At 68.4% G+C, this 13712-nt stretch carries 11 protein-coding genes; 6 read left to right on the forward strand and 5 right to left on the reverse strand.

Annotated elements, in window-relative coordinates; genetic code table 11:
* Positions 1-30: 30 nt before the first annotated feature.
* The 6 genes from yajC (at position 31) to EH231_RS04295 (ending at position 8187) form a co-directional block, all read left to right on the forward strand.
* On the forward strand, positions 31-393 hold the full coding sequence (gene yajC, locus EH231_RS04270) for a preprotein translocase subunit YajC (protein ID WP_090425444.1): 363 nt from the start codon (positions 31-33) through the stop codon (positions 391-393).
* Between the two features lie 72 nt (positions 394-465).
* Entirely contained in the window at positions 466-2295 is a 1830-nt protein-coding gene (secD, locus tag EH231_RS04275) for a protein translocase subunit SecD (protein ID WP_124711948.1), read from the forward strand.
* A 4-nt stretch (positions 2296-2299) separates the two neighbouring features.
* A complete protein-coding gene (gene secF / locus EH231_RS04280) occupies positions 2300-3586 on the forward strand; it encodes a protein translocase subunit SecF (protein WP_090425446.1) in 1287 nt (428 codons plus the stop codon).
* A gap of 5 nt (positions 3587-3591) precedes the next feature.
* Positions 3592-5259 (forward strand): ABC transporter substrate-binding protein, encoded by a 1668-nt coding sequence (locus EH231_RS04285; protein ID WP_124711949.1) that lies wholly within the window; start codon positions 3592-3594, stop codon positions 5257-5259.
* Positions 5214-5792, forward strand: a complete 579-nt coding sequence (locus tag EH231_RS04290; protein ID WP_090425448.1) for an adenine phosphoribosyltransferase — start codon at positions 5214-5216, stop codon at positions 5790-5792. Before EH231_RS04285 ends, EH231_RS04290 begins: the two co-directional genes overlap by 46 nt.
* Before the next feature lie 43 nt (positions 5793-5835).
* Complete coding sequence (locus EH231_RS04295; RefSeq protein ID WP_044519455.1) at positions 5836-8187, forward strand: RelA/SpoT family protein; 2352 nt, start codon at positions 5836-5838, stop codon at positions 8185-8187.
* On the opposite strand, the gene EH231_RS04300 is transcribed toward EH231_RS04295, so the two are convergent.
* The 5 genes from EH231_RS04300 to EH231_RS04320 all read right to left on the reverse strand — a co-directional run bounded on the left by EH231_RS04300 (position 8171) and on the right by EH231_RS04320 (position 13637).
* Positions 8171-8896, reverse strand: a complete 726-nt coding sequence (locus tag EH231_RS04300; protein WP_206429632.1) for a hypothetical protein — start codon at positions 8894-8896, stop codon at positions 8171-8173. The genes EH231_RS04295 and EH231_RS04300 overlap by 17 nt on opposite strands.
* A gap of 87 nt (positions 8897-8983) precedes the next feature.
* Positions 8984-10570, reverse strand: coding sequence for an HD domain-containing phosphohydrolase (locus EH231_RS04305; RefSeq protein WP_164480766.1), 1587 nt, complete (start codon positions 10568-10570; stop codon positions 8984-8986).
* An 11-nt stretch (positions 10571-10581) separates the two neighbouring features.
* Positions 10582-11688, reverse strand: a complete 1107-nt coding sequence (locus EH231_RS04310) for a SecDF P1 head subdomain-containing protein (RefSeq protein WP_124711950.1) — start codon at positions 11686-11688, stop codon at positions 10582-10584.
* A 58-nt stretch (positions 11689-11746) separates the two neighbouring features.
* Entirely contained in the window at positions 11747-12748 is a 1002-nt protein-coding gene (locus EH231_RS04315) for a peptidylprolyl isomerase (RefSeq protein ID WP_090425450.1), read from the reverse strand.
* Between the two features lie 13 nt (positions 12749-12761).
* The gene (locus EH231_RS04320) at positions 12762-13637 is read right to left on the reverse strand and encodes a peptidylprolyl isomerase (RefSeq protein ID WP_090425451.1); all 876 of its coding nucleotides are present in this window, start codon (positions 13635-13637) and stop codon (positions 12762-12764) included.
* Positions 13638-13712 lie beyond the last annotated feature (75 nt).

Raw genomic sequence — 13712 nt, forward strand, 5'->3', positions numbered from 1 at the left:
ATCTGACACAACACGAAAGACATAACTGACATGGATCTCGTCATTTTCCTGCCCCTGCTGATCGTCATGGGCGCGTTTATGTTCTTCGCGTCGCGTCGTCAGCGCAAGGCCATGCAGGCGACCATCGACCTGCACAACTCGCTGCAGATCGGTGATCGGGTACACACCACCTCGGGCCTGCAGGCCACGATCACCGGTATCACCGACGACAACGTCGACCTGGAGATCGCCCCCGGCGTCGTCACCACCTGGATGAAGCTCGCCGTGCGCGACCGCATCGAGGAGGACACCGAGGACGGTGCCGATGCCGAGGAGGCCAACGCCCCAGCGGCGGCGACCGAACTGACGGAGAGCACCGGTGTCATCGACACCGACGGTCTCAAGAAAGACTGACCGCAGAGCACCCAGGACAAGCACGTACCCTTTGCGGTGCTGACGAACTGATCTCGAGGAGACCCTAGAAACGTGGCATCGTCTTCGGCGCCGGTGCATCCTGCGCGCTACCTGACACTTTTCCTGGTCCTTCTGATCGGCGTATATCTGCTGGTGTTCCTCACCGGCGACAAGCAGGCCAAGCCAAAACTCGGCATTGACCTGCAGGGCGGTACCCGGGTGACGCTGACAGCGCGCACCCCGGACGGCTCGACGCCGACCAGAGAGGCACTCAACCAGGCCCAACAAATCATCAGTGCCCGCGTCGACGGTCTCGGAGTCTCGGGCTCAGAGGTCGTCATCGACGGCGACAACCTGGTGATCACCGTTCCCGGCAACGACGGCAGCGAGGCCCGCAACCTGGGCCAGACCGCTCGTCTGTACATCCGGCCCGTCGTGCACGCGATGCCCGCCAAGCCGCCGGCCGAGCAGGGGCAGCAGCCCGGCGCACCGGGCGCTCCTGGGGCTCCCACTGCACCGGGTGCTCCTGCGGCACCGGGCGCGCCCGGCGTTGTGCCCGGTCTCCCCGGTGCGATTCCGGGCCTGGCACCGGGTGCACCGGGCGAGGCTCCGGTGGCGCCGCCTGCGGGTGAGCCGGTCCCGGCGCCCCAGCCGCGGCCCTACCCGCTGGACCCCGCGCCGACTCCCGGCGAACCGACTCCGGCCCCGGCCCCGGGTGAGCCCGGCCAGGCACCTGCCCCGGCCCCCGCGCCGGCTCCGGCACCGCCCAAGCCCGGTGACGCCAAGGCCGCTCTGGCCCAGCGCATCTCCGACGAGAAGGAACTGCGGCAGAGCACCAACCCGTCGATCCAGATCCTGGCGCTGCAGTACCAGGCCACTCGTTGCGGCGAGGAAGACGTGCTCGCCGGCAACGACGACCCGAACCTGCCGCTGATCACCTGCTCCCAGGACGGCCAGACGGTCTACCTGCTGAGCAAGTCGATCATGAGCGGCGAGGAGATCGCCGACGCCACCTCCGGGCTGAACCAGCAGCAGGGCCAGTACGTCGTCGACGTGACCTTCAAGAGCGGGGGCGCCAAGACCTGGGCCGACTTCACCGCGGCGAACGTGGGTACGCAGACGGCGTTCACCCTCGACTCGCAGGTGGTCAGCGCGCCCGAGATCCGGGAACCCATCCCCGGCGGCAACACCCAGATCACCGGCCAGTTCACTTCGGACTCGGCCAAGGAACTGGCCAATGTGCTGAAGTACGGCTCGCTGCCGCTGTCGTTCGAGTCCTCTGAAGCCGAGACCGTTTCGGCGACGCTGGGCCTGTCCTCGATGCGGGCCGGCCTGATCGCGGGCGCGGTCGGCCTGGCCGCGGTGCTGTTGTATTCGTTGCTGTACTACCGCGTGCTCGGCCTGCTGGTGGCGCTGTCCCTGGTGGCTGCCGGCGCAATGGTGTTCGCCATCCTCGTGCTGCTCGGTAGATACATCGGCTACACGCTGGACCTGGCCGGTATCGCCGGTCTGATCATCGGTATAGGCACCACCGCGGACTCGTTCGTGGTGTTCTTCGAGCGAATAAAGGACGAGATCCGCGAAGGCCGGTCCTTCCGGTCGGCTGTGCCACGAGGCTGGGCGCGCGCCCGCAAGACGATCGTGTCGGGCAACGCCGTGACCTTCCTGGCCGCCGCGGTGCTGTACTTCCTGGCGATCGGTCAGGTCAAGGGCTTCGCGTTCACGCTGGGTCTGACCACGATCCTCGACATCGTGGTGGTGTTCCTGGTGACCTGGCCGCTGGTGTACCTGGCGTCCAAGTCCCCGACGATGGCAAAACCTGCCCTCAACGGTCTCGGTGCGGTGCAACAGATCGCGCGGGAACGCCGGGAGGCTTCGCATGCGACCGCGGGACGGGGATAAGCACATGGCTGCAAAGAGCAAGACCACCGACGACACAGCCGCCGAGGACGTCAAGGACACCGCAGTGGAGGCGCCGAACATCGAATCCTCTTCTGCGGCACTGCCCAAGCACGGATTCTTCGTCCGGCTCTACACCGGTACCGGCGCCTTCGAGGTGATCGGCCGCCGCAAGCTCTGGTATTCGGTCAGCGGCATCATCGTCGCGATCTGCATCGCCAGCATGGTGCTTCGCGGGTTCACCTTCGGGATCGACTTCGAGGGCGGCACGAAGGTCTCGATGCCGTCGGCCGGTTCGGAGGGGATCGTCACGGTCCAGCAGGTCGAGGACGTCTTCAGCAAGACCCTGAACAAGGCGCCCGAGTCGGTCGTGCTGGTCGGCAGCGGCGCCTCGGCGACCGTGCAGATCCGTTCGGAGACGTTGTCCAACGACGAGACCGAAAAGCTGCGCACCGCGCTGTTCGACGCGTTCCACCCCAAGGGCAGCGACGGCCAGCCCAGCAAGCAGGTGATCAGCGACTCGGCGGTGTCCGAGACCTGGGGCGGTCAGATCACCCAGAAGGCGTTGATCGCGCTGGTGGTCTTCGTCGTGCTGGCCTCGATCTACATCGCCTGGCGCTATGAGCGCTACATGGCGATGGCCGCGATGGCCACCCTGGTCTTCGACCTCGTCGTGACGGCCGGTGTCTATTCGCTGGTCGGGTTCGAGGTCACGCCGGCCACCGTCATCGGTCTGCTGACGATTCTGGGCTTCTCGCTGTACGACACGGTGATCGTGTTCGACAAGGTCGAGGAGAACACCCACGGGTTCGAGCACACCACTCGGCGAACATTCGCCGAGCAGGCCAACCTCGCGGTGAACCAGACCTTCATGCGCTCGATCAACACCAGCCTCATCTCGGTGTTGCCGATCGTGGCCCTGATGGTGATCGCGGTGTGGCTGCTGGGCGTCGGGACCCTGATGGATCTCGCCCTGGTTCAGCTGGTCGGCGTCATCGTCGGCACCTACTCGTCGATCTACTTCGCGACGCCGCTGCTCGTGTCGCTGCGTGAGCGCACAGAACTGGTGCGCAAGCACACCAAGCGGGTGCTCAACCGGCGAGAGAAGGGCGCCAAGGCGTCGACGGCCACCAAGGAGACGGCGGGCGCCTCTGACGCCGAGGTGACCGAGTCCGGTGCCGAGACGGTATCGGCGTCGGTCGCCACCGAGCCTGCTCCGGCCAAGCCGGCACCGGGTGCACGTCCCGGCCCACGGACCGGACGTCCGTCGGGCAAGCGAAACACCCGGCGGTAAACCGCATGGTTCAGTGGCGGACCGTCGCCCGCGCACGGACAGCGGTGACAGCGGCCACGCTGTCCGTGGTCACCGCGATGGGTCTGGCGGCGTGTTCGGACAGCTCGGCCGATGAGATCGCCTACGCCGTCGACGGCACGCTGACCACCTACAACACCAACACGGTGGCCGGGGCCGCGTCCGCAGGACCGCAGGCGTTCGCCCGGGCGTTGACCGGATTCGCCTATCACGGCCCCGAAGGACAGGTGGTCGCCGACAACGACTTCGGTTCGGTGTCGGTCGTGGGCCGCGCCCCGCTGGTGCTCGACTACGTGATCAGCGACAAGGCGGTTTACTCCGACGGCAAGCCGATCACCTGTGACGATCTGGTCCTGGCCTGGGGCGCGCAGTCGGGCCGCTTTCCCGGATTCGACGCCGCCAGCCGAGCGGGCTACCGCGACATCGGCTCGGTGGACTGCGCACCGGGCCAGAAGCGGGCCCGAGTGTCGTTCGCCCAGGATCGCGGATTCCTCGACTACGGGCATCTGTTCGCGGCGACCTCGCTGATGCCCGCGCACGTCATCGCCGACGAACTCGGCCTCGACGACGGGGGTGTGGCGACGGCGCTCCAGAACGGCGACCAGCCGACCATCGACCGCATCGCCAAGGCGTGGAACACCGTCTGGGATCTCAAGCCCGACCTCGACCTCAAGAAGTTCCCGTCATCGGGCCCGTACCGGATCGACTCGGTGTCCAAGGACGGGGTGGTGGTCCTGGTCGCCAACGACAAGTGGTGGGGCACGCCGGCGATCACGAACCGGATCGAGGTGTGGCCACGCGGGGCCGACATCCAGGAGCGGGTCAACGAGGGGTCCTTCGATGTCGTCGACATCGAGTCCGGGTCCTCGGGCCTGCTCAACCTGCCCGACGACTACGTCAGCACGGAGACCCCGTCGGCAGGGATCGAACAGCTGATCTTCGCGCCCGGTGGTCCGCTGGCCGCCACGCCGGCGCGGCGGGCCGTCGCATTGTGCACCCCCCGGGACGTGATCGCCCGCAACGCCGCGACGCCGATCATCAACTCCCGGCTCAGCCCGGTCGCCGACGACGCGTTCAGCGCGGCCGAGAACGTCGGAGAGGCCGCCCAATTCGGCGTGGCCAACCCTGACGCCGCCCGGGCCGCCCTCAACAACAAGCCGCTGACCGTGCGCATCGGGTATCAGACGCCCAACGCCCGGCTGGCGGCGACCGTGGGCGCCATCGCGAAATCGTGCGCCGCGGCGGGCATCACCGTTCAGGACGCCGGATCGGCCACGGCCGGGCCGGTGGCACTGCGGAACAACGAGTTCGACGGACTGCTGGCGAGCACCGGCGGGGCCGCGGGCAGCGGCTCCTCGGGCTCGTCGGCCATCGACGCCTACGCATTCCACTCCGGCAACGGCAACAACCTGCCCGGCTACGGCAACGAGCGCGTCGACGGAATCATCGACGCGCAGGCCGTCACGACCGACCCGAAGGAACTGGCCCGGCTGGCGGGGGAGGGCGCACCGATCCTGTGGAACGACATGCCGACCCTGCCGCTGTATCGCCAGCAGCGCACCGTGCTGACATCGACCAAGATGTACGCCGTGAGCAGCAATCCGACCCGATGGGGCGCAGGCTGGAACATGGACCGTTGGAAGCTGTCCACGTGAGCGGCGACGTCGCCGGGATCTCGGAGCTGGTCAGGAAACTGATCCGGGAGGTTCCCGATTTTCCCGAGCCCGGAGTGCAGTTCAAGGACCTGACCCCGTTGCTGGCCGATGCCGAGGGGCTGGGCGCGGTGACCGATGCGCTGGCTGCCACCGCGGCCGGCGCAGACCTGGTCGCGGGCCTGGACGCGCGGGGATTCCTGCTGGGCGCCGCGGTGGCGACCCGGCTCGGCACCGGTGTGCTGGCCGTGCGCAAGGGCGGGAAGCTGCCGCCTCCGGTGCACAGCGTCACCTATCAGCTCGAGTACGGCAGCGCGACGCTGGAGATCCCGGCCGACGGGATTGATATCGCCGGGCGCAACGTTGTGATCATCGACGATGTCCTTGCCACCGGCGGGACGCTGGCCGCGGCGACGCAACTGCTGCAGGCCGGCGGTGCCAATGTGCTGAGCGCGGCCGTGGTGCTGGAATTGACGGCCCTGGGCGGCCGGGATGTGGTGGCACCGCTGAGGGTCAGCAGCCTGCACACGGTGTGAGGGATATCCTCGGATTCTGAAGCGTTAACTCCGGGAGGTGACGATGGCCGGCGATACGGGTACGGACGCGACGGCGGGCCAGGCGGTGCAGTCGCCTCCGGTGTTGCCGGGCGCCACGGGACCCGACGCCACGAAGACCAGCGCCTCACGGCGGGTACGCGCGCGGCTCGCCCGCCGGATGACCGCGCAGCGCAGTGCCGTCAACCCGGTTCTGGAGCCTCTGGTCGCGGTACACCGCGAGATCTACCCGAAGGCCGACCTGCAGTTGCTGCAGCGCGCCTACGACGTCGCCGAGCAGCGTCACGCCGACCAGCTCCGCAAATCCGGTGATCCGTACATCACCCATCCGCTGGCGGTGGCCAACATCCTGGCCGAGCTCGGTATGGACACCACCACGCTGGTGGCCGCGCTGCTGCACGACACGGTGGAGGACACCGGGTACACGCTGGAGGCGTTGACCGCCGAGTTCGGGGCCGAGGTGGGCCACCTCGTCGACGGGGTGACCAAGCTGGACAAGGTCGTCCTCGGCTCGGCCGCCGAGGGCGAGACGATCCGCAAGATGATCATCGCCATGGCCCGCGACCCGCGGGTGCTGGTCATCAAGGTGGCCGACCGGCTGCACAACATGCGCACCATGCGGTTCCTGCCGCCGGAGAAGCAGGCCCGCAAGGCCCGCGAGACGCTGGAAGTGATTGCGCCGCTGGCGCATCGGCTCGGCATGGCGACGGTGAAGTGGGAGCTGGAGGATCTGTCGTTCGCGATCCTGCACCCGAAGAAGTACGAGGAGATCGTGCGGCTGGTCGCCGACCGGGCGCCGTCACGCGACACCTACCTGGCCAAGGTGCGCGCCGAGATCGGCGTGGCGCTGAGCGCGATGAAGATCAACGCGGTCGTCGAGGGCCGGCCCAAGCACTACTGGTCGATCTACCAGAAGATGATCGTCAAGGGCCGCGACTTCGACGACATCCACGATCTGGTCGGCGTGCGGATCCTGTGCGACGAGATCCGCGACTGCTACGCGGCGGTCGGTGTCGTGCACTCGCTCTGGCAACCGATGGCGGGCCGGTTCAAGGACTACATCGCCCAGCCGCGCTACGGCGTCTACCAGTCGCTGCACACCACGGTCGTCGGCCCCGAGGGCAAGCCGCTGGAGGTGCAGATCCGCACCCGGGACATGCACCGCACCGCCGAGTACGGCATCGCGGCGCACTGGCGTTACAAAGAAGCCAAGGGCCGCAATGGGGTTCCACACAGCCACGCCGCGACCGAGATCGACGACATGGCCTGGATGCGCCAGCTGCTGGACTGGCAGCGGGAGGCCGCCGACCCCGGCGAGTTCCTCGAGTCGTTGCGTTACGACCTTGCGGTACAAGAGATCTTCGTCTTCACCCCCAAGGGTGACGTGATCAACCTGCCGACGGGCTCGACCCCGGTCGACTTCGCCTACGCGGTGCACACAGAGGTGGGACACCGGTGCATCGGGGCCCGGGTCAACGGCCGGCTCGTCGCCTTGGAGCGCAAGCTGGAGAACGGCGAGGTCGTCGAGGTGTTCACCTCGAAGGCCCCCAATGCCGGGCCGTCGCGCGACTGGCAGACCTTCGTGGTGTCGCCGCGGGCGAAGGCCAAGATCCGGCAGTGGTTCGCCAAGGAACGCCGCGAAGAGGCGCTGGAGTCCGGGAAGGACGCCATCGCCCGGGAAGTTCGCCGAGGCGGACTTCCGTTGCAGCGCTTGATCAATGCCGACTCGATGGGCGCACTGGCGCGGGAGCTGCGTTACACCGACGTCTCTGCGCTCTACACAGCGGTCGGTGAGGGTCACGTCTCGGCACGCCATGTCGTGCAGCGTCTGCTCGCCCAGTTCGGCGGCGACGATGCGGCCGAGGACGAACTCGCCGAGCGGTCCACCCCGCTGACCATGCCGGTGCGGCAGCGCAGCACCGACGACACCGGTGTCGCGGTGCCGGGTGCGCCCGGAACCCTGACCAAGCTGGCCAAGTGCTGCACCCCGGTGCCCGGCGACACCATCATGGGCTTCGTGACCCGCGGTGGTGGGGTCAGCGTGCACCGCACCGACTGCACGAATGCGGCTTCCCTGCAACAACAGTCGGAACGCATCATCGAGGTGAACTGGGCGCCGTCGCCGTCGTCGGTGTTCCTGGTGGCGATCCAGGTCGAGGCCCTGGACCGGCACCGTCTGCTCTCCGACGTCACACGGGTACTGGCCGACGAGAAGGTGAACATCCTCTCGGCGTCGGTCACCACCTCCAACGACCGGGTGGCGATCAGCCGGTTCACCTTCGAGATGGGCGATCCCAAACATCTCGGCCACCTGCTGAGCGTGGTGCGCAACGTGGAGGGCGTGTACGACGTCTACCGGGTCACGTCGGCGGCCTGACACCCGACCGATCCGGTACCGCGATCTGCCACATCGCCTGGCCGATGGCCAGGACACCGCGCGCGGGCAGTGTCACGTCACCGATCACGGGGTTGGTGGCCAGCCGTGCCGGCCGGCCCAGATCGACCCCGCCGACGGTGGCAGATGCCTCCTCGATGAGGTACATCTGTTGGGGCATAAGGGTTCCCACGTGGCCGCTCGGCATGACACCCGTCATCCGCACCTGGCCCATCCCCAGTCCGGCGGCCAGCATCTCGCGTGCCCGCACCAGCGGCCGCGGCCGCCAGGTGCTCAGCGGCAGACGCCGGCTGATCGTGTTCATGGTGCGCAGCACCGGACCCGCGGTGGCGGTCAGCGTCCAGTCCAGCGCCGGACCGTCGACCGTGACGCGCAGCGATGCGGGCCCGGTCCAATCCAGGGCGATCTCGGCGAAGCCGGTGTACGAACATGCCGGCCCGTAGTAGCGGGGGCATGCCGTGTCGAGGCGCTCGCCGTGCACGAAGATCGACCACCGGCCGGACGGGTCACGGTGCCACACCGTGCGGTACGGCCCGAAGTCGTTCTCCGGGAACACCCTCAAGGCCAGCACGTGTCCGCTGTCGAAAGGCAGGCCGAAAACTCCCCAGCCCTTGACGTATTCGTGGCCGGGCCACGGCGCCTGCCCGCACCGTTCGGGCAGATTTGACAGGGGAGAAGCGAGATTCAGCATGGTTTGGCCCTCCTCACTTTGCGTTCTCGTTCAGGTAGTGAGGTGAACGCTAGGAGCCGGCAAGCCCGGCGTCGTCGGGCATTCGCCCTACTTTTCGGCTCCGGCCAGCGTGTCGAGCAGTCCGTGCGTGATGGCGTACAGCGTTGCGGTGCTGCGGGTCGACGACCCGGTCTTGGTGTAGATGCGCTCGATGTGGGTGCCTGCCGTTTTCGGGCTGATCCCCAGGGTGCTCGCGACCTGCCTGGTGGATGCGCCACGGGCGATCAGCCCCAGCACTTCGATTTCCCGCGGCGTCAGCCCGTCCGGGCCCGCGCGGCGTCGATGCCGGGGGCTGCCCGCCGCTTCGAGTACGGCGTCGACCGCGGCCGCATCCAGCCGTCCGCGGCGGACCTCGGCCCGCAGTTCGGCGCCGGCGGCCTTGGCGGACAACGCCGGTCGGTACGGCCGCGGCTCAGTCATGGCGCGATGGCAATCTGCGGCGGCGAGGATGCGTCCGGTCACCGGGATCGACGGTCCTGACAGACCGCGGTGCGCCCCCGAGCCGTCCATGCGCTCATAGGCCAGCGCCGCCACCGCACCGATGCGCGCCACCGGGCCGGGGCGGGCCAGAACCCGTTCGGTGTAGTACGAACTCAGCCGAAGTCGCTCATGGTCGGAGGCACTGAGTTTCCCTGGCTTGTCCATGATGGTGGCGGGCACGCCGTGCAGGCCGATGTCGTGCAACAAGGCGGCGCGACGCACCAGGACGGCGTCGCCCTCGGTCAGCCCGGCGATCTTGGCGGCCCGCGCCGCGAGTTCGGCCACGCCACGGGAATGCCCGGCGCGGTGCGGCGATCGCAGGTCGGTGAAATCGGCGAATACCTCCAGTGCCGAGTCGAGTTGGTCCTCGGTGAGACGCCGCTGCAACGCAGGTTCGGCGGCGATCAGTGCGTGGCAGTCCGACTCGTCATCGTCGTCGGACAGCAGATCGCCCGCCGCCGCGCAGAACGCGTCGACCACGGCCGGGTCGAACTGGGTGCCGCGCCGCGATGTCGCGACGTGGACGGCGGCGTCCACCCCGGCATCACGGTGCACCACCTCGGCCACGTCGGCGAGGTGAAAGAGTCTCATCGGCAAGGCAATCGCCTCCCCGCCGAGGCCCGCGGGCACTCCGTTGCCGTCCCACCGCGCGAAGAACTGGCGCAGTGCGTCACCGACCGCCGCATCGAGACCGAGCCGCTCGGCCATCGTCGAGGTGTTCAGGCAATGCGACATCAGCCCTTGCTCGATATCGCGGCCAGCGGTCGCGATGAGCGTCGCGGTCTTGCGCACCCGGTTCAGCAGGGGACCAGCCGAACCGGCGTGCGATAGCATGAAAGTCGCCCCGCCCAGCCCGCGGAGATCGACGCGGTAGCTGTCAGCGCGAAACGCGATGTCGTCACCGAACCAGGCCGACACCTCGGGCGCGTCGGCGATGCAACCCACCCAGGCCAGCACCGCCGTGTAGTACAGATCGGCCCGCTGCTCGGCCACCAGCCCGACGCGCTCACCCAGGCGTGCGGCGAGCCGCCACGACCGCAGCACATGCTCCATCGGCTGGCCCAGGCCGAGATCCATCGCGAACGAGAAAGCGGCCAGCAGTTCGGCCAGCGAGATACCCGAGTCCCGGCTGCCGCCATCCATTCCGGTGCGCATCGCTTCCTGCCTCACACCGGGCGGCTGCGCCGAGCGTGCAGGAGATACACCCCGGCGCCGATCACCACGACCGCCACGCCCAGGCCCGAGACGATCACGGCGCCGCGGATCAGCATGGAAAGCATTGTCGCCGGGAGCTTTTCGTCACTGGATGACGAGTACGTCAGAGCCACCGGCGAGGTGCCGCGATTGATCCCGCCGGCCAGATCGTGCGCTGAACGCTCGTCGAAGTCACCACTGATCTGGGTGCCGCCGTTGGGAATCCGCTCCCGGATCAAGGGCGCGCTCAGGACGCGGGTGTCGATGGTGAATGCCGCCTGGGTGCCGATGTTGGCCGCGGTGAAGTCCGCCCAGACCTGTGCGGCATCGTTGTCGAACTGCAGATCGATGATGTACCGGCCCCCCGGATCGGTGCCGGGTTCGGCGCTCTCGATCTGGTCGCCGCCGAGAATCGACTTCGCGAGCAGGTACACCGTCTCCCCATCGGCGGAGCAGGTGACCAGCGGCAGGTTCGGATCGTCGTGTCCGGCGAGCACGTCGTCGTCGCTGCACCGGGTGGCCTGGTACTGGAGCGCCAGGATCTGGATCGAGGGATTGGTGCCTTGGCGTAGTTCCTTCTCGTCGGCGATGCGTTGTGCCGGTTCAACCGCGGGCGTCGGGTTGATGCCGGACGGCGGCGACGCCTTGGCCGGTATCGCATGGATCACCGGTCGGACGTACAACGTCTTCGTCTCGCCCGGGCCGAACATCTCCTTCAGCGCCTCGGCGTCGAGCCCATGCCGGGAAAAGGTGGCGACCACGTTGTTGCCGTCGGACCCGATCTCGGCGTCGGCGACCCCGTAGTCGTCCAACCGGGCCTCGGTGGCGGCGATCGCCTGCTCGATGGTGTCGGCGGACAGTGCCCAGCCGTCCTTCGCCTGGACACTGAGCGTCAGGCGGATACCGTCCCGGTCGGCCCAGACTCCTCTGGTGAGGAACACCGCCAGCGCATAGCCGGCGATCAACACCGCCAGTGCCAGCAGCACCAGGAACTTGGCCGCGGGTGTCAGGCCACCGCGCGGCGGGGCGTAGGGAGGGACAGCGGGCGGGACTGCGGGCGCGGGCTGTGCGAACGACACCGGCATCTCCTCACCGCCGCAGACACTGTGCTGCGATGTGCCAACCCTATGTCTGGGCTCAGCCCAGGCTCGCCGATTTGATCGTCACAGGTGTGGCGGGCTTGCCGTCGTCGCTGCCGTCGGCGACTCCGCCGTCGGCAATCGCGTCCAGGGTGGCCAGTCCGGTGTTGTCGACGGTGCCGAACACGGTGTAGGTCGGAGGCAGCAGGGAATCCTCGTACACCAGGAAGAACTGGCTGCCGTTGGTACCGGGCCCGGAGTTCGCCATCGCCACGGTGCCGCGTGGATAGACGACCGGCTGGCGCAGCGCGGGGTCGGCGAGCCGGTACTGGTTGGTCGGGTACTCGTTGGGGAATCGGTAGCCGGGCCCACCGGTGCCGCTGCCCGACGGGTCACCGCACTGCAGTGCCGCGAGGTCTCCGGTGGTCAGCCGGTGACACTGGGTGCCGTCGAAGAATCCCTGCGAGGCCAGGGAGGCGAAGTTGTTCACCGTGCAGGGCGCTTTGCCGTTGGCCAGGTTGAGGCCGATGCTGCCGTGATCGGTGACGATCCCGGCTTCCACCGTGGCCGGTTCGGTCGGCACCGTGCCGGTGCGCGGCGGCCTGGCCGGTTTGGTGGCCGGCTCGGTGGTCGCCGGGTACTGGCAGTTGGCGCCGAGGTTGGCCGGCGCCGCGAATGCGGGCAGTTGTTGCTCCGAACCCGGCGAGGCCGTGTAACGCTCCCGCCGGGGCATGTCCTCGGCGGCCTTGACGACGATGAAGGCGAACACCACGGCCAACACCACCGCCACGATCGCCAGCGCCGTCATCACATACCCGATGACCAGGCCCGCGATCGCGATACCGCGGCCCTGCTCACCGCTGCGTTTGAGCTGCGACAGCGAGATGTGCCCGAAGACGATGCCCAGCGGCGCGAACAGGACCGCGCACACCAGTGCCGCGACCGCCATGCCGTTGGTGTGGGCAGACGGGGGATAACCAGCCGGATATCCCACCGGGTAACCCGGCGCATAACCGCGATCGTCCGGCTGGTAACCGCCGTAAGGGGGCGGGGCAGTCAAATTGCTCCCGTACCTAGTCCAGGGCCACAGACTTCAGCTCGACGTCGAGCGCCGGCTTGCCGTCCGGCCCGCCTCCGGCGACACCGGCAGCGGCGATCTTGTCGAGGGTGGCCAGGCCGGTGTCGTCGATCTTGCCGAACACGGTGTAGCCCGGGGGCAGCTGCGAGTCCTGGTACACCAGGAAGAACTGGCTGCCGTTGGTGTTCGGTCCGGCGTTGGCCATGGCCACGGTGCCGCGGGGGTAGAGCACCGGCTGCTGCAGCGCCGGGTTGTCCGGCTGGTACTGGTTGGTCGGGTACTCGTTGGCGAACTGGTAGCCCGGGCCACCGGTGCCCTGGCCGGTCGGGTCACCGCACTGCAGGACCGACAGGCCGCCCGAGGTCAGCCGGTGGCACGGGGTGTCGTTGAAGTAGTTCTGTCCGGCCAGGCTGGCGAAGCTGTTGACCGTGCACGGTGCCTTGGCGTTGTCGAGCTGCAGCCCGATGTTGCCCTGGGTGGTGACCATGCTGACGCTGACCGTGGCCGGATCGGTCGGAACCTTGCCGGTGCGCGGCGGGGTGGTCGGCTTGCTGGCCGCGCCCGCGGCCGGGTACTGGCAGTTGGCGCCGAGATCGGCGGCTGCGACGAAGGCCGGCAGCTGACCGTTGGCGGCGGGCTGGGCCGGCGCTCCGGAGGTTGCCGTCGTGGTGTCCGCCGAGGCGGTGGTGCTGCCCGAGTCCTTGCTGGTGAACACGAACGTGGCCACGACGGCCCCGATGACCACGATGGCCGCGGCGACCGAGCCCGCGATGGTCACGATGCGTCGTTTGCGTTCCTGGGCGGCGCGGCGCTCCAGCTGTTCCTCCAGCTTGCGCTTGGCGGCCTCACGCCGTTGTTCGTTGGTCGGCACCGCAGCAGTCCTCCTTGTGGGCGGTCGGGATTGCTCACGAGTCTGCCAGGCGGACCGGGGTGCCGGGCCTGCGAC

Origin of the sequence: Mycolicibacterium nivoides (genome assembly GCF_003855255.1) — a bacterium.
Lineage (GTDB): Bacteria > Actinomycetota > Actinomycetes > Mycobacteriales > Mycobacteriaceae > Mycobacterium > Mycobacterium nivoides.

Excerpts from the sequence above, each read along its gene's own strand:
- yajC (WP_090425444.1), top strand. The coding sequence starts at position 31 with ATGGATCTCGTCATTTTCCTGCCCCTGCTGATCGTCATGGGCGCGTTT.
- secF (WP_090425446.1), top strand. The coding sequence starts at position 2,300 with ATGGCTGCAAAGAGCAAGACCACCGACGACACAGCCGCCGAGGACGTC.
- EH231_RS04285 (WP_124711949.1), top strand. The coding sequence starts at position 3,592 with ATGGTTCAGTGGCGGACCGTCGCCCGCGCACGGACAGCGGTGACAGCG.
- EH231_RS04290 (WP_090425448.1), top strand. The coding sequence starts at position 5,214 with ATGGGGCGCAGGCTGGAACATGGACCGTTGGAAGCTGTCCACGTGAGC.
- EH231_RS04295 (WP_044519455.1), top strand. The coding sequence starts at position 5,836 with ATGGCCGGCGATACGGGTACGGACGCGACGGCGGGCCAGGCGGTGCAG.
- EH231_RS04300 (WP_206429632.1), bottom strand. The coding sequence starts at position 8,896 with ATGCTGAATCTCGCTTCTCCCCTGTCAAATCTGCCCGAACGGTGCGGG.
- EH231_RS04305 (WP_164480766.1), bottom strand. The coding sequence starts at position 10,570 with ATGCGCACCGGAATGGATGGCGGCAGCCGGGACTCGGGTATCTCGCTG.